Source organism: Gilliamella sp. Bif1-4 (assembly GCF_001690535.1).
GTDB lineage: Bacteria > Pseudomonadota > Gammaproteobacteria > Enterobacterales > Orbaceae > Gilliamella > Gilliamella bombi.
In genome coordinates this window covers 21,479-43,627 of record NZ_LZHC01000059.1, presented here as the reverse complement: position 1 = coordinate 43,627, position 22,149 = coordinate 21,479, and the positions used below count along the sequence as shown (strand labels likewise).

At 34.1% G+C, this 22,149-nt stretch carries 19 protein-coding genes and 1 pseudogene; 13 read left to right on the top strand and 7 right to left on the bottom strand.

Annotated elements, in window-relative coordinates:
* Positions 1 to 263 precede the first annotated feature (263 nt).
* The 4 genes and pseudogenes from miaA to tsaE all read right to left on the bottom strand — a co-directional run bounded on the left by miaA (position 264) and on the right by tsaE (position 4,291).
* Positions 264 to 1,178, bottom strand: a complete 915-nt coding sequence (miaA, locus tag A9G25_RS08505; protein ID WP_065626563.1) for a tRNA (adenosine(37)-N6)-dimethylallyltransferase MiaA — start codon at positions 1,176 to 1,178, stop codon at positions 264 to 266.
* A complete protein-coding gene (gene mutL, locus A9G25_RS08500) occupies positions 1,171 to 3,027 on the bottom strand; it encodes a DNA mismatch repair endonuclease MutL (protein WP_065626562.1) in 1,857 nt (618 codons plus the stop codon). The genes miaA and mutL overlap by 8 nt, the downstream gene beginning before the upstream one ends.
* 20 nt (positions 3,028 to 3,047) lie before the next feature.
* Positions 3,048 to 3,752, bottom strand: a pseudogene (locus A9G25_RS08495) (N-acetylmuramoyl-L-alanine amidase); the annotation flags it as partial.
* A gap of 65 nt (positions 3,753 to 3,817) precedes the next feature.
* The gene (tsaE, locus tag A9G25_RS08490) at positions 3,818 to 4,291 is read right to left on the bottom strand and encodes a tRNA (adenosine(37)-N6)-threonylcarbamoyltransferase complex ATPase subunit type 1 TsaE (protein ID WP_065626573.1); all 474 of its coding nucleotides are present in this window, start codon (positions 4,289 to 4,291) and stop codon (positions 3,818 to 3,820) included.
* Between the two features lie 127 nt (positions 4,292 to 4,418).
* On the opposite strand from tsaE, the gene tusB reads away from it, so the two are divergent.
* The 3 genes from tusB (at position 4,419) to A9G25_RS08475 (ending at position 6,487) form a co-directional block, all read left to right on the top strand.
* On the top strand, positions 4,419 to 4,700 hold the full coding sequence (gene tusB / locus A9G25_RS08485) for a sulfurtransferase complex subunit TusB (RefSeq protein ID WP_034911926.1): 282 nt from the start codon (positions 4,419 to 4,421) through the stop codon (positions 4,698 to 4,700).
* Between the two features lie 112 nt (positions 4,701 to 4,812).
* Entirely contained in the window at positions 4,813 to 5,376 is a 564-nt protein-coding gene (locus tag A9G25_RS08480; RefSeq protein WP_065626560.1) for a Sua5/YciO/YrdC/YwlC family protein, read from the top strand.
* Positions 5,377 to 5,380: 4 nt separating this feature from the next.
* Positions 5,381 to 6,487: an anhydro-N-acetylmuramic acid kinase gene (locus A9G25_RS08475; RefSeq protein ID WP_065626559.1), complete on the top strand. Its 1,107-nt coding sequence runs from the start codon at positions 5,381 to 5,383 to the stop codon at positions 6,485 to 6,487.
* 23 nt (positions 6,488 to 6,510) lie between these two features.
* Here A9G25_RS08475 and A9G25_RS08470 read toward each other — a convergent pair whose 3' ends face one another.
* Both A9G25_RS08470 and hda read right to left on the bottom strand, forming a co-directional pair.
* Positions 6,511 to 7,290 carry a Cof-type HAD-IIB family hydrolase gene (locus A9G25_RS08470; protein WP_034911936.1) on the bottom strand — a complete coding sequence of 260 codons (780 nt, stop codon included), beginning with the start codon at positions 7,288 to 7,290 and terminating at the stop codon, positions 6,511 to 6,513.
* Between the two features lies 1 nt (position 7,291).
* Positions 7,292 to 7,975: a DnaA inactivator Hda gene (gene hda, locus A9G25_RS08465; RefSeq protein WP_080702332.1), complete on the bottom strand. Its 684-nt coding sequence runs from the start codon at positions 7,973 to 7,975 to the stop codon at positions 7,292 to 7,294.
* Positions 7,976 to 8,548: 573 nt separating this feature from the next.
* On the opposite strand from hda, the gene mnmG reads away from it, so the two are divergent.
* Together mnmG and rsmG are read left to right on the top strand one after the other, a co-directional pair.
* The gene (gene mnmG / locus A9G25_RS08460; protein WP_065626558.1) at positions 8,549 to 10,441 is read left to right on the top strand and encodes a tRNA uridine-5-carboxymethylaminomethyl(34) synthesis enzyme MnmG; all 1,893 of its coding nucleotides are present in this window, start codon (positions 8,549 to 8,551) and stop codon (positions 10,439 to 10,441) included.
* On the top strand, positions 10,419 to 11,018 hold the full coding sequence (gene rsmG / locus A9G25_RS08455; RefSeq protein ID WP_065626557.1) for a 16S rRNA (guanine(527)-N(7))-methyltransferase RsmG: 600 nt from the start codon (positions 10,419 to 10,421) through the stop codon (positions 11,016 to 11,018). The genes mnmG and rsmG overlap by 23 nt, the downstream gene beginning before the upstream one ends.
* A 42-nt stretch (positions 11,019 to 11,060) precedes the next feature.
* Here the strand turns inward: rsmG and A9G25_RS08450 are convergent, their stop codons facing one another.
* A complete protein-coding gene (locus A9G25_RS08450; protein WP_065626556.1) occupies positions 11,061 to 12,296 on the bottom strand; it encodes an N-acetylmuramoyl-L-alanine amidase in 1,236 nt (411 codons plus the stop codon).
* 301 nt (positions 12,297 to 12,597) lie between these two features.
* On the opposite strand from A9G25_RS08450, the gene miaB reads away from it, so the two are divergent.
* The 8 genes from miaB to tsf all read left to right on the top strand — a co-directional run bounded on the left by miaB (position 12,598) and on the right by tsf (position 22,047).
* Positions 12,598 to 14,025, top strand: coding sequence for a tRNA (N6-isopentenyl adenosine(37)-C2)-methylthiotransferase MiaB (miaB, locus tag A9G25_RS08445; protein WP_065590779.1), 1,428 nt, complete (start codon positions 12,598 to 12,600; stop codon positions 14,023 to 14,025).
* A gap of 307 nt (positions 14,026 to 14,332) precedes the next feature.
* A complete protein-coding gene (locus A9G25_RS08440; RefSeq protein WP_065626555.1) occupies positions 14,333 to 14,581 on the top strand; it encodes a hypothetical protein in 249 nt (82 codons plus the stop codon).
* A 25-nt stretch (positions 14,582 to 14,606) separates the two neighbouring features.
* The gene (locus A9G25_RS08435; RefSeq protein ID WP_065610013.1) at positions 14,607 to 15,641 is read left to right on the top strand and encodes a PhoH family protein; all 1,035 of its coding nucleotides are present in this window, start codon (positions 14,607 to 14,609) and stop codon (positions 15,639 to 15,641) included.
* 18 nt (positions 15,642 to 15,659) lie between these two features.
* Positions 15,660 to 17,597 carry a penicillin-binding protein 2 gene (gene mrdA / locus A9G25_RS08430; RefSeq protein WP_065626554.1) on the top strand — a complete coding sequence of 646 codons (1,938 nt, stop codon included), beginning with the start codon at positions 15,660 to 15,662 and terminating at the stop codon, positions 17,595 to 17,597.
* Positions 17,598 to 17,599: 2 nt separating this feature from the next.
* Positions 17,600 to 18,706, top strand: a complete 1,107-nt coding sequence (mrdB, locus tag A9G25_RS08425) for a peptidoglycan glycosyltransferase MrdB (protein WP_065626553.1) — start codon at positions 17,600 to 17,602, stop codon at positions 18,704 to 18,706.
* A gap of 14 nt (positions 18,707 to 18,720) precedes the next feature.
* Positions 18,721 to 19,902, top strand: coding sequence for a serine hydrolase (locus A9G25_RS08420; RefSeq protein WP_065626552.1), 1,182 nt, complete (start codon positions 18,721 to 18,723; stop codon positions 19,900 to 19,902).
* Between the two features lie 465 nt (positions 19,903 to 20,367).
* Positions 20,368 to 21,105 carry a 30S ribosomal protein S2 gene (gene rpsB, locus A9G25_RS08415; protein ID WP_065560530.1) on the top strand — a complete coding sequence of 246 codons (738 nt, stop codon included), beginning with the start codon at positions 20,368 to 20,370 and terminating at the stop codon, positions 21,103 to 21,105.
* An 84-nt stretch (positions 21,106 to 21,189) separates the two neighbouring features.
* Positions 21,190 to 22,047 carry a translation elongation factor Ts gene (tsf, locus tag A9G25_RS08410; protein ID WP_034911975.1) on the top strand — a complete coding sequence of 286 codons (858 nt, stop codon included), beginning with the start codon at positions 21,190 to 21,192 and terminating at the stop codon, positions 22,045 to 22,047.
* The last annotated feature ends 102 nt before the right edge of the window (positions 22,048 to 22,149 follow it).

Genomic DNA, 22,149 nt, shown 5'->3' with positions numbered 1-22,149 from the left:
ATTAAGATAAAATAAATACATTTATAAATGATTAATGTATTTTACATACTATTTCAGATACATCTTTAGTATCTACCAAAATAACATAAAAAAAGCTTCTCTTGAACCAATCAACTATAATTAATGCACAAATAACTAAAATTTTAATAAATTTAAACTAAAAAGGTAAAAAAAAAATACTAAATACTGACATTAATACACATAATTTTACCTACGAAAAAATTTACAATTGTATACTATTAAACCACTCTAAAAATTATCACTTAAAATATGTTTTGGAATATTGAATCCATATTATCGTTGTTCAACCATGTAATAGGTTGCTTCCAACCACGAAGCCATGTTATTTGTCGTTTAGCTAATTGACGAGTAGCGCAGATTCCTTTAAAAACCATTTCATCATAACTTGTATTTCCATTTAAATACTCCCACATTTGACGATATCCAACACAACGCATAGAAGGTAAATTTAAATGTAAATCCGATCGCTGCATAAGTGCTCTGACTTCATTTTCAAATCCTTGATCCAACATCTGTAAAAAGCGTTGTTCAATACGTTCATGTAATTGCGAACGATCTTGCGGCATAATAGCAAATTGCATAATATCGTATGGTAATGTTTCGCCACTTTCTTGTGTTGTAAGTTCAGTTAAACTTTTGCCTGAAATTAAATAAACCTCTAAAGCACGATTAAGCCGCTGAGGATCGTTAGGATGAATTCGTTCAGCTGAAATTGGATCGACTTTTTTTAGATCTTCGTGAATCGCTTGCCAACCTAATTTTTTGGCTTTTTCCTCTATTTGCCCACGAATTTCGCTATTAGCAGCAGGAAGCGGTGAAAGCCCTTCAATTAAAGCCTTAAAATAAAGCATTGTCCCACCAACCAACAATGGAATTCGCCCTTTTTTTAGTGTTTTTTCAACTTCCACAATGGCATCATATCTAAAATTAGCTGCCGAATAACTTTTTGCAGGATCACAAATATCAATCAATTTATGTGGATACTTTTGTTGTTCATCTTTAGTTGGTTTTGCAGTACCAATGTCCATACCACGATAAATTAGAGCTGAATCGACACTAATAATATCAATGGGATAACGATCATAAAGAGCCATAGCAAATGCCGTTTTACCAGATGCTGTTGGCCCCATTAGTAAAATAATTTTAGGTTTATTCATGATAAATCGATTGAGTTAAAGATTGCATATCAATTGGGTATAAAAACGAATCTTGTTGTAAAAGATTAATATCCACTTTTTCTAATTGAGCTAATAACTGAATGGCTTTTACTACACTCCAGTTCTTCGCAATACTATCATAATACTGATTAGCTAACCAAGCCGCTATTTGCGTTGGATCTAAAACTTCATTTTTTGAATTAGAAATAAAAGCAATTAAAGCGGGTAATAATTGTTGCCAATTGATAGTGCGCAACATTTTAGGAACATTTTGCAAATACAGCTTTGCTTTATCAATATAAAAATCAAAACCTAAAAAATTTAGTTGCGGCTGATAAGAAGAAAGGATTTTCTGCTCTTTATTATTAATTAAAATTGTTAATGGGATAAGCAATTTTTCAGAATCTTGTGACAATAACTTAATAGCAACGACTTTTTGCTGAGCAATAGGCAACTTCATCAACATTAATTTTTGTTGATTATCTTCATTTTTTTCAAGCAATGCAATATCAGGTTGAATAATAGTTAACACCCGTCCAAATGTCACTAATAATGAATTATCAAGCTGCTGTTGTAGTGATTGCAATGGTGAATTTCGTTTAGGAAATAATGATTCAATAACCGCTTTTTGAGGTTCAGTTATTTCATTTTCTTCTACCGATAAAAATGGCTTTTCTGGCTCAAGTTGTGCAATATTTTGAGAAGGAGATTCAACACTAACTAACTGACCATACAACGCATTTTCTTTAGCATAATTACTAGGTTTTTTGGGTAATTGGTTACTAGCTTGATAAGGCTTAGAAATCGTCTTTTGATTAAAGATATTTTCTCCAGCTGCTTGCCGATTAGGTGTTATTGTTACTTTTTCATCTGTTACAGATAAATCCGATTCAAGAGCCATAACTATAGCTTGATAAACGAAATCATGAACCAATCTTGCCTCATGAAAACGGACTTCATGTTTAGCAGGGTGAACATTAACATCAACTTGTTTTGGATCAATTTGTAAAAACACCACATAACTTTGCTGTTCATTAGCACGTCTTATATAGGCTTGTCGCAATGCATGATTAAGTAATTTATCTTTGATAACTCGACCATTAACATAAAAATATTGCAAATTACTAACTTCACTACTTGTTACCCAACCTTGAATGAACAAATCATCATGTTGCCAATCTAATTTGACTGCTTTTTGCATAAATACTCGTCCACATACCAATTCTACCCTTTTTTCAAGGGTAGATGAACGGTACTGCTTAACAAGTTTACTATTATGCTGCAAATTAAAAGTAACATCAGGACGTGCAAGCGCAATACGCCGAACAAATTCCTCAATATGCATAAATTCGGTTTTTTCTGTTTTTAAAAAACGGCGTCTTGCAGGAGTATTGTAAAACAAATCAAGTACTTCAACAGTCGAGCCAACAGGATGTGCAGCAGGTTTAATCACCGGTTCCATATCTCGCCCTTCAGCATAAACTTGCCAAGCTTCAGTTTGTTCAGCTGTGCGTGAAGTTAATGTCAATCTTGCAACTGAACTTATACTCGCCAGCGCCTCACCACGAAATCCAAGGCTAATAATAGAATCTAAATCATCTAACTTGCTGATTTTACTTGTCGCATGACGAGCAAGCGCCAGTGCTAATTCATCTTTAGCAATACCGCAACCATTATCTCGAATACGAATTAATTTACAGCCGCCTTGCTCAAGATCAATATCAATTTGAGTACTGCCCGCATCAAGGCTATTTTCAACCAACTCTTTAATGACTGATGCTGGACGTTCTACTACCTCACCAGCAGCAATTTGATTAGCTAATTGAGGAGAAAGAATATGAATTGCCATTAATGCTGTTCTCCAAATTTTGGATTTTGTTTAACATAATTTTTTATACCTTGATAGATAGCTTTGGCAATCTTATTTTGATGAGTATTACTACTTAGTAAGCGTTCTTCACCTTCGTTAGAAATAAAACCAACTTCAACTAAAATTGATGGAATATCTGGTGAACGTAATACCCCTAAGCTTGCATGTTCTGGAGCAGATTTATGTAGCTTTGTTATCCCTTTCATTTCTTTTAATACTTGTTTTGCTAACTCATACCCCACTCGTTGAGAATAAGAAAATTGGAGATCTAATACAGCTTGACTTAAATGAGGATCATGATCATCGCTAAGCGCATCACCTGCCCCACCAAGTAATTGTGACTGTTTTTCATCTTGTTCAAGCCAACGGCCAAGTTCTGTGTCAGCTCGCTTAGTTGACAATACCCAGATCGAAGCACCAGTTGCATTCCGATTTGGTGCAGCATCGGCGTGAACTGAAACTAACAAATTAGCTTTATTTTTTCTAGCGATTTCAGAGCGTTGTGAAACAGAAATAAAATTATCACTACTACGGGTTAATACCCCTTTAAAATTAGGATCTTTATTTAGTAAATTGGTAAGTTTTTTAGCAATAGAAAGCGTAACTGTTTTTTCATATAACTTATTTTTCCCTATTGCGCCGGAATCTTTACCACCATGCCCTGCATCAACGGCAATCACAACTTTAGCTGCATAGGCAGAACTACAAAGCAGTAATAAGATAAAAAAAGTGAATAGTTTTTTCATTGTCTTTATATTGTTTATTTCAATTATGATAGATTAATAATCTCACTGCCTTTTTCGCTTATTGCCTGAACGCAAGCAGTACGTTCAAGCGCCAAATAAGTCAAATGAATTTCAAGATCAGCGCTTGGCAAGATCCCATTTGCTTGCTGTGGCCACTCAATCAAACAAATTGATCGCGAAGAAAAATATTCACGAATCCCCATAAACTCTAATTCTTCTGGATCGCAAAGCCGATATAAATCAAAATGGTAAACTGAAAAATCATCAAATTGGTAGGGCTCAACTAATGTATAAGTTGGACTTTTTACGTTACCTACATGACCTAATTGTTGCAAAAAACCGCGACTAAAAGTTGTTTTACCTGCACCAAGATCGCCAATTAAATAGATAACAATCGTATCATCATGCTTGGACAAATAGTTTAAACACAATTTGGCAAGTTTGCTGCCAAACAAAATCGTTTGTTGCTCATTGCTTAAAATAACTGATTTCATGATGAATTCTTTGCTCAATAAATGGTTCTTATTATATACTAATAACATCAAAGATGTACTAATCAAAATGAGCTTGATTTTGTAAAAAAGTTTCAGGTAACTATACGTTTCAGTATAAAAAGTGAAAATAATGCTACATACTATATCAACAGCAAACCAATCAGCCATAAATCCACAATTAATATCAGCTCAAGATGTTGTATTGTTCTGGCAAAATGGCGTTATTCTGGCTATACAAAATAATCCATTATTAAATGATATTATAAAAAAAACTAAACACTGTTACGTCATCAACAGCGATATAGAGGCTCGAGGAATAAGCAAAATTATTGATTCAAGGCTTAAAATTATCAATATGCAACAAGTTGTTGAACTTACAACTAACCATTTTCCACAAATGAACTGGGAATAACCATAGGGCATAATGCTACCCAGTTTTAAAAAGCACGAATCATGCAAATTTGCAAAACTTAAAACCTAAGTTTAATATAAATCTCAATTGTACTCAGCTCGTATTCAAATTTATGGCTAATTTATTAACGCTATCGGAAATCAATAATTATTTAAAAAATGGTGAAGTGATTGCTTACCCTACCGAGGCCGTTTTCGGTCTAGGGTGTGATCCTGATTGTGAATTAGCCGTATTAAAACTGTTACAACTAAAACAGCGTTCAGTAGATAAAGGCTTAATTTTAATTGCTAGCCATTACCAACAATTGACTCCTTATGTAGATGAATTAGCTATTACCAATGAACAAAAACAGTTAGCACTTACTAGTTGGCCAGGTCCTATTACTTGGGTTTTTCCTAAAAATAAAAAAACACCTTATTTTTTGACTGGTAAATTCGACACCATAGCAGTACGAGTCACCAATCACCCTTTAGTTTGTAAACTATGCGATCTTTATGGCAAACCAATAGTTTCAACCAGTGCTAATTTATCGAGTTATCCTCCTTGTAAAAAAGCCATCGAAGTAGCCAAACAATTTGGCCAAAATTTTCCAATTTTAGCAGGCAAAGCAGGTAATAGATTGCAGCCATCTCAAATCAGAGATATTCAAACAGGTAACATTATTCGACAAGGATAGATATATGCAAAATTTATATATTGGTGTAATGTCGGGAACCAGCATGGATGGAATTGATATTGCTATGGTTAATATTACCGAAAAAAATGTCACATCAATAGCTAGTAGTTGCTACCCAATGCCCACCAACTTAAAACAGCAACTATTAACATTATGTGAAACAAAGCAAACCACATTACAAAATTTGGGTGAATTAGACCATCAACTTGGTGAATTATTTGCCGATAGTATCAATCAATTTTTAAAAGACAATAAAATTGATAAACAACAAATAAAAGCAATTGGTTGCCACGGACAAACTATTTACCATGCACCAAACGGTAAAAATCCATTCACCTTACAAATTGCCGATGCCAATATTATCGCAGCAAAAACAGGCATAACCACCATAGCTGATTTTCGCCGAAAAGATATGGCTTATGGCGGGCAAGGAGCACCACTGGTCCCCGCTTTTCATAAAGCGGTGCTACAAGATCCACAAATTAATTGTGTAGTATTGAATATAGGAGGAATTAGTAACATTTCAGTATTAATTCCTAACCATACTGTTATAGGTTACGATACAGGTCCAGGAAACGTACTGCTTGATTGCTGGATAAATCAAAACCTAGGTAAAAGCTATGATAAAAATGGACTGTGGGCAAAAACAGGAAAAGTTAATCAAGACTTATTGAATAAATTATTTGATGAAGATTATTTCAAAATACCAGCACCTAAAAGTACAGGGAGAGAGTTATTTAATTTACCATGGTTACATAAAAAATTAATAGGGACGGATTTTAAAGCAGAAGATATTCAAGCAACGCTCGTTGAATTAACCTCTTTATCAATTGCAAATGAGATCAACAAATTATCTATATTAAAAAAATTACCTTGCGAGCTTTTAGTCTGTGGCGGAGGTGCTAAAAATCCACTTATTATGCAAAGATTATCAGCATTATTACCATCATGGTCAGTATCAACAACGGATACTAAAGGCGTAAATGGTGACGATATGGAAGCAATAGCCTTTGCTTGGCTTGCTTATTGCCGAATCAACAATATTCCATCAAATATTCCCGAAGTAACTGGCGCAAGCCAAGCTGTGTGTTTGGGGGTTATTTATAAATAAACTAAAAAATATATAAATATCGATCAAATCAACCCAAATTTTTGTAACGCTTTAGCAATACCATCATTATTATTAGTATCTGTAACAAACTCGGCTTTTGCTTTTAATTCATCAACTGCATTACCCATAGCAATAGGATGATCAACGGTTAGGAACATTTCAAAATCATTCATACCATCACCAAATGCATAAGTTGGCACATCGGTAAACCCTTTATTTTTTAATAACTGAGTAATACCATAACCTTTAGAGCCACCATGATTAAAAACATCAACACAGTAAGGGGTATTACGAATAAAGGTTAGTTCAGGGAAAACATCTCGATAAAGCTCTTCTCCAGATTCACAAAGTAATAAAAGCATCTGGATAGGTGATTTTAAATAAACCTGATCATCAACAGGAGGAACTGGTTGCTTAAGATAATGATAAAACTTCTCGGCTGGTTGACTATACTCAGATATACACATCATTTCATCATTATAAAAAGATAAAGGAATATTTGTTTCTTGCTTAGAATACCGATGTATTTTTATTATTACATCTTTATCAATATTATTAGTAAAAACCTTTTCGCCTTTGTATAAAACAACTTGCCCATTCATACCGATAATTGAATCAATTTGAGTCTTTTGCATTAAATCAGCAACTTCACAAGGTGTTCGACCTGTTGCTATCACTGGAATAACATTATTATGTTTTAATTTTTTTATAGCATCAAGGGAACTGGACAAAACATCAATTTGACTATTAAACAATGTTCCATCTAAATCAAAAAAAACAATAGCTTCAGGTTTATGACTCATATTACAAATCCAAAATATTTTTAATAAAAGGAATAGTTAGCTTTCGTTGTTGTGCTAACGTTGCTACTTCAAACTTTTCTAATAAAGAAAATAATGTACGCATATCGCGATTAACACGTTTTAATAAAAATAACCCAACATCTGTTGATAGTTCAAATCCACTTAATTGCGCTCTCAATTGCAAAGCTTTAAGCTTGTCATCATCGCTAAGTTCTTTTAATTGATAAACCTGCCCCCAAGATAATCTAGAAACTAGATCAGGCAATATAAAAGAAATTTGTTTAGGTGGTGCATTTGCGGTTATCAATAATTTACTCACATTTTTTTCTGTCAAACGATTAAATAAATCGAAAATAGCCTCTTCCCAATCTCTATGACCTGCTATTGCATCAATATCATCTAGACAGACTAAATCATAATTTTCTAATCCCTGTAAAATTTCAGGTACCAAATGGTAATGCTGTTTTAATGGAATATAACTAGCTAATTTATTTTGGCTTGACGCATGTAAAAGGTGAGTTCGGCCTGCAACGCTAGCCGCCCATATATAAAAGACATTAAATCCCTCTTTACCTAACAAGGTTTGCAATGAATCAAACAATAACCGATTATTACCTACATAAAAACTATCAAAAGTTTCATTATTAGATAATGGAAAAGGCAAAGGTAACTGTGAAAGAGTAATAAAGTAACCTCACAATACAAATAAAATCATATTAAGTATAAATTTGCTTTTATAAAAATCAATCACTTTTATACAAAAAGACAAACAGATAACAGTTAATAAAAAAATAAAACAAAAAACAATAAAACGATCAAAAAGTGTTGTTTAAAATAAAAACAACAAAAAGTTAAAAATTAAGCGATCAAACTTAATTTTTGTGGATAACTCTGTTAAAAATTAGGATAACAAGCTGTTATAATCGCACTAACAACTTAAAAATAGAAAACAGCTGTGGATAAAAATAATAGTTATACACAAGTTTAAACAAAAAAAGATCCGATCAATTAACAGAATGAACAGATCGATAAGATCCTATAAAATAATCACAAAAAAGAGTTATCAACAAAAAGGATCCGATCTAATAATAATAAAAATAAAAAGATCATCTAAAAGATCTTATTTTATTTAGAACGCGATCCTAATAGATCATTTGACGTAACCAAAAAGATGAGTAAAATCTCCTACCCTGAATAAATCAAATCTCCCGATCTAAATTAGCGATCATCTATACACAAAAAAAATACGAGGCTTTTTATGTTTTATCCAGATCTTTTTGATGCCATCATCGTTGGTGGCGGTCATGCAGGAACAGAAGCAGCAATGGCATCAGCAAGAATGGGGCGAAAAACACTACTTTTAACCCATAATATCAATACTTTAGGACAAATGTCTTGTAATCCTGCCATTGGAGGTATAGGAAAAGGCCATTTAGTAAAAGAAATTGATGCTATGGGTGGTTTAATGGCACACGCTATTGATCATGCTGGGATTCAATTTAGGATCTTAAATAGCAGTAAAGGACCTGCAGTTAGGGCTACAAGAGCACAAGCAGATCGATCACTATATTGCAAAGTGATCCGAACTACGCTTGAAAATCAAGATAACTTAATGATCTTTCAACAATCTGTTGAAGATGTGATCATCGAAAACGATCAGATCATAGGTGTAAAAACCCAAATGGGAGTTTGCTTTAAAGCTAAAACAGTCGTATTAACAACAGGCACCTTTTTAGACGGAAAGATCCATATAGGACTTAATAATTACAGTGGTGGACGTACAGGCGATCCTGCTTCGATAGGCTTATCAAAATCACTTCATCAATATCCATTTAGAATGGGACGATTAAAAACTGGTACCCCACCACGAATTGATGCGAGAACAATTGATTTTTCAAAATTAGGTACACAATATGGTGATGATCCTGTTCCTGTATTCTCATTTTTAGGTAATGCAAACGAACATCCTAAACAAATTCCTTGCTATATAACAAGCACTAACGAAACAACGCACGAGATCATCCGAAATAGTTTAGATCGTAGTCCCATGTATACAGGTGTTATAGAAGGAGTTGGTCCAAGATACTGCCCATCTATTGAAGACAAAATTATGCGTTTTGCGGATCGTAATTCTCATCAGATCTATTTAGAACCTGAAGGATTAGATAGCAACGAAATATATCCAAATGGGATCTCAACAAGTTTACCATTTGATACACAATTAGCATTTGTACGCAGTATGAAAGGATTAGAAAATGCTAATATTGTCAGACCTGGTTATGCGATCGAATATGATTATTTTGATCCAAGGGATCTTAAACCAACACTTGAAAGTAAAGTTATTAAAGGTCTCTTTTTAGCAGGACAGATCAACGGAACAACTGGCTATGAAGAAGCCGCAGCTCAAGGAATGCTTGCTGGTTTAAATGCAGCACGTTTTGCATATGATCAAGATCAATGGTATCCAAGCCGTGATCAAGCCTATTTAGGGGTATTAGTTGATGATCTTTGTACTCTTGGTACTAACGAACCTTATCGCATGTTTACCTCGCGTGCTGAATATCGTTTAATGTTACGTGAAGACAATGCTGATATTCGCTTAACTGAGATTGGCCGCAAGCTAGGTATGGTTGATGATTATCGCTGGCAACGTTTTAACGAAAAATTTGAAGCTATTGAACAAGAAAGAGCAAGATTACGTGATATATGGGTACATCCTCATATTGAAAGCATTGACGAAGTAAATGCAGTGTTAAGTGCTAATTTGACTAAAGAAGCCAATGGAGAAGAGTTACTTAAGCGACCTGAAATGAGTTATAACACACTGAAATCGCTTTCATTATTTGCTCCTGGATTGTCTGACGCACAGGCTGCGGAACAGGTTGAAATTCAAGTTAAATATGATGGATATATAAAACTGCAAATAGAAGAAATTGAACGTCAAAAACGCAATGAAGAAACGCTTATTCCTGAGCATATTGATTATGCTGAAATATCGGGTTTATCGAACGAAGTTGTGGCTAAATTAAAACAACATAAACCTATTTCAATAGGACAAGCTTCGCGTATATCAGGAATTACTCCTGCTGCGATTTCAATGTTACTAGTTTATTTAAAAAAGAAAAATTATGTTAAAAAAGAAACTAATTAATCTAATAGATCAAACGGATCTTTTGATCTCAGAATCACAAATAGATCAATTGATCCATTATGTTGAAATGCTCAACAAATGGAATAAGACTTACAACTTAACAGCTGTACGAGATCCTAATGAAATGTTAATCAAACATATTATGGATAGTTTAGTTGTATCGCCCTATTTAACTGGCAAAACTTTTATTGATGTTGGAACCGGTCCTGGTTTACCAGGCGTTCCACTAGCAATTATTAACCCAGATAAACAATTTGATTTGGTGGATAGTTTAGGTAAGCGTATTCGATTTTTAAAACAGGTTAAGTTTGAATTAAAGTTAACTAATATAAACCCAATACAAAGCCGAATAGAAGAGTATAACGATAAAAAGTTTGATGGAGTTATTAGCCGAGCATTTGCTTCATTGCAAGACATGCTTAGTTGGTGTAAACATCTTCCTAATGAACAAGGATTTTTTTATGCTTTAAAAGGAAGCGATATAGATCCTATTGCTGATGGTTTTACACTTAAACAAAATATTAAATTGACTATACCAGAATTAGATGCTGAAAGGTGTTTAATTATTATTCAATAGTTTTATACTTAAATACAAGCTGTTCTGAAACTTTTTACAAATTTAATTTTTGCGTTTTTTCAGATAATCTTTAATACCATCAACAATTGATTTAGATACTTGATTTTGGAATGAAACAGTCTTTAATTTTTTTTCTTCAGTAATATTACTAATAAAGGCTGTTTCTACTAAAACAGATGGAATATCGGGTGCTTTTAACACTGCAAAACCTGCTTTTTCAAGTGATGGTTTATGCAACTTATTGACTCTTTTCATTCGATTCAAAATAGCATTACCAAGTAATACACCATTATTTAATGTTGTTTTTTGAACCAAATCTAAAATGGTATTATCTAAATATTTATCGCCACTGCGACTAACACCACCTATTTGATCTGCTTCATTTTGAGTTTGGGCTAAGTAATTGGCTGCAGAACTACTTGCTCCACCTGTTGATAATGCAAAAACAGATGAACCACCGACAGAACGATTAGCAAAGGCATCAGCATGAATAGAAATGAATAGATCTGCATGGAGTGAACGAGCTTTAGCAACTCGTACTTTTAATGGGATAAAAACATCTTCATTACGGGTCATGTAGACTTTTATATTCGGTTCTTTCTTAAGTAAATTATAAGTACGACGTGCAATTTGCAAAACAATATCTTTTTCACGTGTTTTATTGTAGCCAATAGCGCCGGGATCTTCTCCACCGTGTCCAGGATCGAGCACGACAATAACAGGAGCATTTTTACTCTTATTGGTTGGTGTTTTTATACCAGATTGCTTTTTATTGAGATCACCTTTTTTATATTCTTCTAAAAGCGCAAGTAAAGGGTCATCATCTGTACTTGAAGCAGGTTTAGATGGATAAAGATCCATCACCAAACGATGTTTGAATTTTGCAATCGGCGATAAGGTAAAAGTATTAGGTTGAACACCTTGTTTTAATTCGATCAAAATTCTAACTGTCTTTGGATCACGTTGAACAACGCGTATAGATTTAATATAAGGATCGTGCTTTAATACTTTTGATGAGATATTTTTTAAAATTGGATTTAGATTAACATTGTTAATGTCAACAGCGATCCTATTAGGATTACTTAATAAAAAGTGCTTATATTTTAAGCTGATATTTGATTCTAAAGTAATTCTTGTATAAGTTGATGAAGGCCAAACACGCACAGCAATAACTTGCGCCATTGCAGCGGCAAAGCCTACACGAGTGACGGATAACAAACATGTAGCAATAATACCTTTTATTAATAGGCGCTTTGTTGGGCTAAATGTTTTTTTCATACCTTAAAAACTTTATTTATTATCAAAATTAGTTGCTGATAATAGCATAAACTAAAGGGATATTAAAAAGAATGATTATCATAATCGACTGTTATTTTTGTAAATAGTCTGTTCTAAATTATCAATCAATTTTTATAATAAAAAAGATTATAAAATTAAATAATAAAAACAACCTTGTTTTGAGTTGTCATTTTTATTTTGTTATAGACCCTATAATAACAAAAGATTACAATATAGCACGCTAAAATCGCGGATTTAAACCCGTTTTCATTTTAACAATTAAATTATAGCTGAGTTATTGATGAGCAAAAAACTACATATCAAAACTTGGGGCTGTCAAATGAATGAGTATGACTCAACAAAAATGGCAGATCTCCTTGAATCTACCCACGGTTTAACTTTAACTGAAAATGCCGAAGAAGCAGATATTTTATTACTCAATACCTGCTCTATTCGAGAAAAAGCCCAAGAAAAAGTCTTTCATCAATTAGGACGTTGGAAGAACCTTAAAAAAAATAACCCAAATATCATTATTGGTGTAGGAGGATGTGTTGCTTCACAAGAAGGCGCCCATATTCGTAAACGTGCACCATTTGTGGATATTATTTTTGGACCTCAGACCTTTCACCGATTACCAGAAATGATTGAGCAAGTTAGAAGTGGTAAAGGTAATCATGTGGTTGATGTAAGCTTTCCTGAAATTGAAAAATTTGATCGCCTACCAGAACCTCGTAGCGAAGGCCCAACCGCATTTGTTTCAATTATGGAAGGATGTAATAAATATTGTACTTATTGCGTAGTTCCTTATACTCGAGGTGAAGAAGTTAGTCGACCTTGTGATGATGTTATTTATGAAATAGCTCAGCTTGCCGAGCAAGGTGTACGTGAAGTCAATCTATTAGGTCAAAATGTAAATGCATATCGTGGACCCACATTCGATGGTGATATTTGTTCCTTTGCTGAATTACTACGCTTAGTTGCAGCCATTGATGGTATAGATCGTATTCGTTTTACAACTAGCCATCCAATCGAATTTACAGATGATATTATTGATGTTTATCGTGACACACCAGAGCTAGTAAATTTTTTACATTTGCCAGTACAAAGTGGCTCAGATCGTGTATTAAACTTAATGAAACGTACGCATACCGCACTTGAATATAAATCAATTATTCGAAAACTACGCAAAGTACGACCAGATATTCAAATTAGCTCCGATTTTATTGTTGGTTTCCCAGGTGAAACACAAGAAGACTTTGAGCAAACCATGAAATTAATTGCCGATGTTAATTTTGATTTAAGTTACAGTTTTGTTTATTCAGCACGTCCTGGTACGCCAGCTGCTGAAATGGAAGATAATGTTTCGGAAGAAGAAAAAAAACAAAGACTATACATTCTTCAAGAGCGAATTAACCAACAAGCCATGCAATTTAGCCGTCGTATGTTAAATACCGTGCAACGCATTTTGGTTGAAGGTCCATCTAAAAAAGATCTTATGGAATTAACAGGCCGAACCGAAAATAATAGAATAGTTAACTTTGAAGGTCGCCCTGAAATGATTGGAAAATTTGTTGACGTTGAAATTACCGATGTTTATCCAAATTCATTGCGTGGCAAAGTAGTTAGAACTGAAGATGAAATGGATCTACGCGTAAGCGAATCACCAATGTCAGTTATATCTCGAACTCGAAAGGAAAATGATTTAGGTGTTGGTATTTATCAACCATAAAAACAAAACGTAAAATATTTAGTTATTTTTTTATAGAAATTAAAAAATTATTAAATAAGAAAATAGGAAAGCAAAAACGTTTATTATTTTAGGTACTCGTGGAAGAGAAGTCAACGAACGTGGTGGACAATTTAATTGTCCTAATTGTTGCTCACAACAAAATATTACTACTGACGAAAAACAACAGAAATACACACAAATAAAAGTAGCAAAATATTTTACATTATTTTTTATTTCTATTTTTAGTTACTTTACCTTAGGTCGTTATATAAAATGTAATCAATGCAATAGCGATTATAACGAAAATGTGCTCGAGTATGTACCGCCAACATTTGAAGAACAAATAGCTTCATATGTTGAACAAGAGTTAAAAAGTGGAACACCTATTTCAATTTTGGTTAATAAATTGAAATCACAAGGATTTGATGAAAATCAATCAACAAGTGGAGTAGCTAATGTTGTTAACGGAAATATTGTTTCTTGTCATCAATGTAAAATGGATTTTATAAAAGGCGTTGAAAAATGTTCTTTATATGAACAGCGTCTGAGCAATTAAAATTAATTGAATAGAGGTTTTATTTTTGAATATTACAACACAAGAAACCATACTTGAGCCCGCTGATAATCAGCGGCTTAATAGTCTTTGTGGTCCTTATAATGACAATATAAAACAGTTAGAACGTCGGCTTGGTATTGAAATTAATCATCGAGGTAATTTATTTTCAATAACTGGTGATGATATTTGTGTTCGAGCGACTATTGATATTTTGCAATCTCTTTATAAACAAACCAAAATCAAAGACAAAATAATTGATATTGAACCAGAACAAATTCATTTAGCTATCAAAGAGACAGGTGCGCTTGAAAAAGTGAGTGAACACTTACCTAGTTATGTTGATCATCAAGGCGGAAAGCTAGTGATGATAAAAACTAAGCGAGGTATAATCAAACCCCGAACAGCGAACCAAGCACAATACATAGCTCATGTTTTGGATTACGACATTTCTTTTGGTATAGGGCCTGCTGGAACAGGTAAAACTTATTTAGCGGTAGCCGCTGCAGTTGATGCGCTCGAAAAACAACAGATTCGTCGTATTGTACTAACTCGACCAGCAGTCGAAGCTGGTGAAAAACTTGGCTTTTTACCAGGCGATTTAAGCCAAAAAGTGGATCCTTACTTACGTCCACTTTATGATGCTTTATTTGAAATGTTAGGTTTTGAAAAAGTCGAAAAATTAATTGAAAAAAGTGTGATTGAAGTGGCGCCACTCGCTTATATGCGTGGACGAACATTAAATGATGCATTTATTATTCTTGATGAAAGCCAAAATACAACGATTGAACAAATGAAAATGTTTTTAACTCGAATTGGCTTTAATTCGAAAGCGGTAATAACAGGTGATATTACTCAAATCGATTTACCGCGTAATCAAAAATCTGGGTTACGTCATGCAATAGAAGTATTAAGCCAAGTTGATGAAATTAGTTTTAATTTTTTTAATAGTGAAGATGTCGTGCGCCACCCAGTAGTTGCTAGAATTGTTAATGCTTACGAAAAATGGGAAGAACAGCAACATATGCAACATAAGTTGCAGCATACAGAAAGAAGTATTTAGAGGAGTACTATTATCTCTATCTCAAGTAAAAAAAAGAAAACGAAGATTCGAGATCATTCCGCGGAAGCAAATTTGTTTTTACGCCGAGCACTGTTTTCTTTTATTGTCATTATTATTTTAATTATCATATTGATTGCAAACTTAGCTAGTTTACAGATTTTGAATTATAGCTATTACACTACTAAATCTAATGATAATCGTATTGAAATTATTCCTATTCCACCTAATCGTGGCATGATTTATGATCGTAATGGTACGCCATTAGCGATTAATAATATTACATATCAATTAAATATCATTCCCGATAAAACTAAAAACCTCAATGAACAATTTGAGCAATTAAAAAAAATTGTTGATTTGACAGATGAAGATATTGAAACATTTCAAAAAGAACGACGCAATTATAGAGCTCATCGTCCAGTACCGCTAAAAGATAATTTAACCGAAAAACAAATAGCTCGTTTTGTTGTAGATCAACATCGTTTTCCGTTTGTTTCTATTGTAGGTATACAGCATCGTTATTACCCTTATGGATCATCACTGACCCATATTCTTGGCTATATCTCTAAAATTAATAGCCAAGATAAACAGCGATTAGAAGATGAAAATAAAGCGAGTGATTATGTGGCAACTTTTAATATTGGTAAAATGGGGATAGAAAAGTACTACGAAGACGTATTACATGGAACCCCTGGTTATGAAAAGGTTGAAGTTAACAGCCGAGGTAGAATTGTACGCCAGCTAAATCAACATCCACCACAAGCAGGTGAAGATATCTATTTATCTATTAACCTAAAATTACAGCTTTATATAGAGCAATTACTGGCTGGACGTAAAGCTGCAGTGGTAGCTATTGACCCTAATAATGGTGAAGTTTTATCCTTGGTTTCTAGCCCAAGTTATGACTCCAATCCTTTTGTTGGTGGTATATCAAGCACTAAATATAGCGAATTACTCAAAGATCCTAGTAAGCCACTTTTTAATCGAGCTTTATTAGGTGCTTATCCACCAGCTTCAACAGTTAAACCTTTTATTTCCATAGCGGCCTTAAGTGAAGGAGTGATCACACCAAAAAGCGTGGTTAATGATCCTGGTTGGTGGCAATTACCTGGTACTGAACGGCGTTATCGTGATTGGTTAAAATGGGGACACGGTCGAGTTGATGTATTAAGAGCGATTGAAGAATCAGTTGATACCTACTTTTATCAAGTTGCTTATGATATGGGCATTGACCGCCTAAATTTGTGGATGACTAAATTTGGTTATGGTGAACGAACAGGTATAGATATTTCACCAAACGAAGAAACACGAGCAGTTATGCCTAGTCGTGAATGGAAAATCAAACGTTATAAAAAGTCTTGGTTACAAGGCGATACTATACCAGTTGGTATTGGTCAAGGTTATTGGACTGCAACACCTATCCAAATGGCAAAAGCATTAACCACTTTAATTAATAATGGTAAAACTTATACTCCGCATTTTTTATTATATAAAAAGAGCGATATTTTAAATTCAGATGAACATCAACCAACAATTAATCCTGAAAAATATATAGAAGATAATAGTTTAGTTAATGTTAAATCAATTTATTGGGATTTAGCTAAAGAAGGTATGCATCGTGTCATGTTTGGATCACGAGGAACGGCTCGTAAAATTTATGCAGATGCAAAATATCAAGCGGCTGGCAAATCAGGTACCGCACAAGTTTATGGCTTAAAACAAGATGAAGTTTATAACGCTCATAAGATCCCTGAACATTTACGCGATCATGCGTTATTTATTGCTTATGCTCCTTACGATAATCCAAAAATTGCCTTAGCCATTGTCTTAGAAAATGGTGGTGGAGGAAGCTCAAACGGCGGTGCTGTAGCTCGTAAAATATTAGATTTTTATCTTCTTGGAAATAACTCAACAGAGCTAGATGAACCATCACCAAATACAGGAGCTGAAGATTAATAATGAATAATAGTAAAAAACCTTTTTGGCAAAAAATACATATTGATCCCTTATTTTTTCTATTTATTACTTTATTACTAGGTTATAGTCTTTATATACTTTGGAGCGCTAGTGGGCAAAATATTGATATGATGCAAAAGCGAGTAATACAAATATTACTTGGCTATACTGTAATGATTACGCTGGCACAATTTTCGCCCAGAACCTATGAAAAATGGTCACCATATCTGTATGTTGTTTGTATTATCATACTATTACTAGTAGATATTTTTGGATATACCAGTAAAGGCGCACAGCGCTGGTTAGATTTAGGTATTTTGCGATTTCAACCTTCTGAAATAGCCAAAATAGCCGTACCATTAATGGTTGCAAAGTTCATTCATCGTGATGGATGCCCACCGCCATTAAAAACCACATTACAAACACTTGGTATAATTGGAGTGCCTACATTACTTGTTGCTATGCAACCAGATCTGGGCACAGCAATATTGATTATTATGTCAGGAATTTTTATTATTTTTTTAGCAGGCATTAATTGGCGCTATATTCTTATTGCATTAATTTTAATTGCTATATTTTTACCAATTATGTGGTTCTTTTTAATGCATGATTATCAACAAAAACGCGTATTGATGCTAATAAATCCTGAGCTTGATCCAAATGGAGCTGGTTATCATATTATTCAATCTAAAACAGCAATTGGCTCGGGTGGTATATGGGGTAAAGGCTGGCTTGAAGGTACGCAATCGCAACTTGAATTTTTACCAGAGCGGCACACCGATTTTATCTTTTCAGTTATAGCTGAAGAGTTTGGTTTTATTGGTTCCATTATTTTGTTAATTCTATTTTTATGCTTAATTGTGCGCGGACTTATTATTGCAGCTCAAGCACAAACAACATTTGGACGAATTTTATCGGGTGGACTAATTTTAGTATTTTTTATTTATGCATTTATTAATATTGGTATGGTCAGTGGAATCTTACCAGTAGTTGGTGTACCATTACCTCTAATAAGTTATGGGGGCTCATCTTTAGTCGTATTAATGGCAAGTTTTGGCATTATGATGTCTATCCACACACATCGATATATGTTGTCTAAAAATATTTAACGGAACTGAAATAAATGAAAAAGAAATTTAAATTATCTTTTGCTTTGTTTGCGCTTGCAATTTGTTCATCAGCATCAGCTGAAATGGTTTTTCCTATCCCAGCTATTCCGCAACTAGATGCTGAATCTTATATTTTAATCGATGCAAAATCAGGCGAAATTTTAGCACAATATAATGCTGAACAACAGCGTGATCCAGCTAGCCTAACCAAAATGATGACCAGTTATGTGGTTGGTCAAGCACTACGATCAGGACGCATAAAAAATGATGATATGGTTGTAGTGAGTAAAGATGCATGGGCAACGGGCAACCCTGTTTTAAAAGGGTCATCATTGATGTTTTTAGAAGTGGGTAAAACAGTATCAGTATCTGATCTTAATAAAGGTATTATCATCCAATCTGGTAACGATGCTTGTATTGCAATGGCAGAACATGTTGCAGGAAGTCAAGGTGCATTTGTTAACCTAATGAATGATTATGCAAAAAAAATTGGACTAAACCATACCCATTTTGAAACCGTTCATGGGCTTGATGCGCCAGGGCAATACACAACAGCTAAAGACATGGCTTTTTTAGGGCAAGCATTGATTCGTGATTTACCAGAAGAATATTCTATTTATAAACAAAAAGAATTTACCTATACCCTATCAAAACCACAACTTAATCGAAATGGACTACTTTGGGATACCACATTAAACGTTGATGGAATTAAAACAGGACATACCAATGCTGCTGGCTATAACTTAGTTGCTTCAGCGGTTGAAGGCAATACCCGTTTAATTTCAGCGGTACTAGGTGGACGAACCTTTAAAGGGCGTGAAGAAGAAAGTAAAAAATTACTAGTATGGGGATTCCGCTTTTTTGAAACTGCAAATCCTGTAAAAGCCGATACGCCATTAGCATCAGAAACGATTTGGTATGGTGATGAAAATAAAATTCAATTAGGTGCAATTAATGGCGCTTACATCACCGTACCAAAAGGTCGTGCGGCAGATGTGCAAGTTGAATATAAAATTGATGATTATATTTATGCTCCAATAACCAAAGGTACAGCCGTAGGTAAAATGCAGTTCCTATTAGATGGTAAAGTAATTAGTGAACAGCCACTTGTTGCTTTGCAAAATGTTGAAGAAACAGGATTTTTTGGTGGAATCTGGGATTGGATCTGCCTACAATGCCATAAATTATTTAGCTAGTTTCAATTATCATTGTTCTGTAAGTATCAGCTTACAGAACAACTTTACTTTTTAAAAATAAACATCTTCTAATATAAAAAACTGCCATAAAAAACTGTCAGGTAGATTATTGATTTTATTGAATTTTTTATCAAAACGCTATATTTAACAAATAGTTGCTAATTAAATATACAATAAACACTTAATAAAACTAATCTATACATCATTACAATAATTAACACCGTTAACAACTTATAAATATAAATAAAGCTAGCAATCTTATACTATTTATGGTATAAAACGCGCGCTACATTTCACATTATTTTTTGTAAAAGTAATGGTGAATAAAAGCATTAAATTTAATGATTAATTAACGTTATAACACACACATATCATTACACTTTTCCGGGGTGCCTTTTACTTTATGTATAGGTCGGATAGAGCGGATATGTGGAGGCATAACCCCAACGTCAAAATGAGGAAATCATGACTACAGTATCAATGCGCGATATGCTACAAGCGGGTGTACACTTTGGACACCAAACTCGTTATTGGAACCCAAAAATGAAACCATTTATTTTTGGTGCACGCAATAAAGTTCATATTATCAATCTTGAAAAAACAGTACCATTGTTTAACGAAGCATTAGCTGAATTAAACAAGATTGCCGCTCGTAAAGGTAAAATTTTATTTGTTGGTACAAAACGTGCAGCTAGCGAAGCAATTAAACAAGCTGCTGAAAGCTGTGGACAGTACTACGTTAATCACCGTTGGTTAGGTGGTATGTTGACTAACTGGAAAACAGTACGTCAATCAATCAAACGTCTAAAAGATTTAGAAACACAAGCTAGTGATGGTACATTCGATAAATTAACCAAAAAAGAAGCACTAATGCGTGCTCGTGAAATGGCTAAATTAGAAAATAGCTTGGGTGGAATTAAAAATATGGGTGGCTTACCTGATGTGATCTTTGTTATTGGTGCAGACCACGAACATATCGCTATCAAAGAAGCTAACAACTTAGGTATTCCAGTCATTGCTATTGTTGATACTAACTCAGATCCTGATGGTATTGATTACATTGTTCCAGGTAATGATGATGCGATTCGTGCAATTCAATTATATGCAAATGCAGTTGCTGAAGCCGTACGTTCTGGTCGTGAACAAAACCAATCTCCAGTATCTGAAGAAAGCTTCGTAGAAGAAGCGCCAGCAGCAGAGTAATAAACTCAAATATTTTCAGGGTCGATAATAATATCGACCCATTCTAATGAAAATCATCACAATGGTTAAATAGAGGATTAAAAAATGGCTGAAGTTACCGCTTCTATGGTAAAAGAACTGCGCGAAAGAACTGGCGCAGGTATGATGGAATGTAAAAAAGCATTAGTTGAAGCAAACGGTGATATCGAACTTGCAATTGACAACATGCGTAAATCAGGTCAAGCAAAAGCAGCTAAAAAAGCAGGTCGTGTTGCGGCTGAAGGTGTTATTATTTCTAAAATATCTGCGGATAAAAAATTGGGTGTTATCTTAGAAGTAAACTGCGAAACAGACTTTGTTGCTAAAGATGCAGGATTCTTAGCATTTAGTGATAAAGTTGCAGAGGCGGCATTAACAGAACGCATTAGCGATATTGCTGCACTACAAGCTAAATTTGAAGAAGAGCGCACAGCTTTAGTTGCTAAAATTGGTGAAAATATCGGTATTCGTCGTGTTGCTGAAATTGCTGGTGACGTAGTAGGTAGTTACCAACACGGTGCTCGTATTGGTGTATTAGTTGCTGCAAACGGTGCTGACGATGAATTAGTTAAACACATCGCAATGCACATTGCTGCAAGCAAACCAGAGTACGTTGATCCAAGTGACGTACCTGCTGATGTAGTTGAACATGAACGTAACATTCAAATTGATATCGCAATGCAATCAGGTAAACCACGTGAAATCGCTGAAAAAATGGTTGAAGGCCGTATGCGTAAATTCACTGGTGAAGTATCACTAACTGGTCAACCATTTGTAATGGAACCTTCAAAAACTGTTGGCGATTTATTAAAAGAAAAGAGCGCAGCAGTTACTTCATTCATTCGTTTTGAAGTGGGTGAAGGTATTGAAAAAGTCGAAGTTGACTTCGCTGCAGAAGTTGCAGCAATATCAAAACAATCTTAATTGTTTTATAAAACCGCCGTTAAGGCGGTTTTGTTTATCTACAAAATATTTTAAAATTACTGCTAGATAGGAGCCCTAGCTCCTTATTTTATTAAATAACGA

What these genes read in the sequence shown, in the direction of transcription:
- miaA (WP_065626563.1), bottom strand. Translation starts at nt 1,178, where the DNA reads ATGAATAAACCTAAAATTATTTTACTAATGGGGCCAACAGCATCTGGT.
- mutL (WP_065626562.1), bottom strand. Translation starts at nt 3,027, where the DNA reads ATGGCAATTCATATTCTTTCTCCTCAATTAGCTAATCAAATTGCTGCT.
- tusB (WP_034911926.1), top strand. Translation starts at nt 4,419, where the DNA reads ATGCTACATACTATATCAACAGCAAACCAATCAGCCATAAATCCACAA.
- A9G25_RS08480 (WP_065626560.1), top strand. Translation starts at nt 4,813, where the DNA reads ATGGCTAATTTATTAACGCTATCGGAAATCAATAATTATTTAAAAAAT.
- A9G25_RS08475 (WP_065626559.1), top strand. Translation starts at nt 5,381, where the DNA reads ATGCAAAATTTATATATTGGTGTAATGTCGGGAACCAGCATGGATGGA.
- A9G25_RS08470 (WP_034911936.1), bottom strand. Translation starts at nt 7,290, where the DNA reads ATGAGTCATAAACCTGAAGCTATTGTTTTTTTTGATTTAGATGGAACA.
- mnmG (WP_065626558.1), top strand. Translation starts at nt 8,549, where the DNA reads ATGTTTTATCCAGATCTTTTTGATGCCATCATCGTTGGTGGCGGTCAT.
- rsmG (WP_065626557.1), top strand. Translation starts at nt 10,419, where the DNA reads ATGTTAAAAAAGAAACTAATTAATCTAATAGATCAAACGGATCTTTTG.
- A9G25_RS08450 (WP_065626556.1), bottom strand. Translation starts at nt 12,296, where the DNA reads ATGAAAAAAACATTTAGCCCAACAAAGCGCCTATTAATAAAAGGTATT.
- miaB (WP_065590779.1), top strand. Translation starts at nt 12,598, where the DNA reads ATGAGCAAAAAACTACATATCAAAACTTGGGGCTGTCAAATGAATGAG.
- mrdB (WP_065626553.1), top strand. Translation starts at nt 17,600, where the DNA reads ATGAATAATAGTAAAAAACCTTTTTGGCAAAAAATACATATTGATCCC.
- A9G25_RS08420 (WP_065626552.1), top strand. Translation starts at nt 18,721, where the DNA reads ATGAAAAAGAAATTTAAATTATCTTTTGCTTTGTTTGCGCTTGCAATT.
- rpsB (WP_065560530.1), top strand. Translation starts at nt 20,368, where the DNA reads ATGACTACAGTATCAATGCGCGATATGCTACAAGCGGGTGTACACTTT.
- tsf (WP_034911975.1), top strand. Translation starts at nt 21,190, where the DNA reads ATGGCTGAAGTTACCGCTTCTATGGTAAAAGAACTGCGCGAAAGAACT.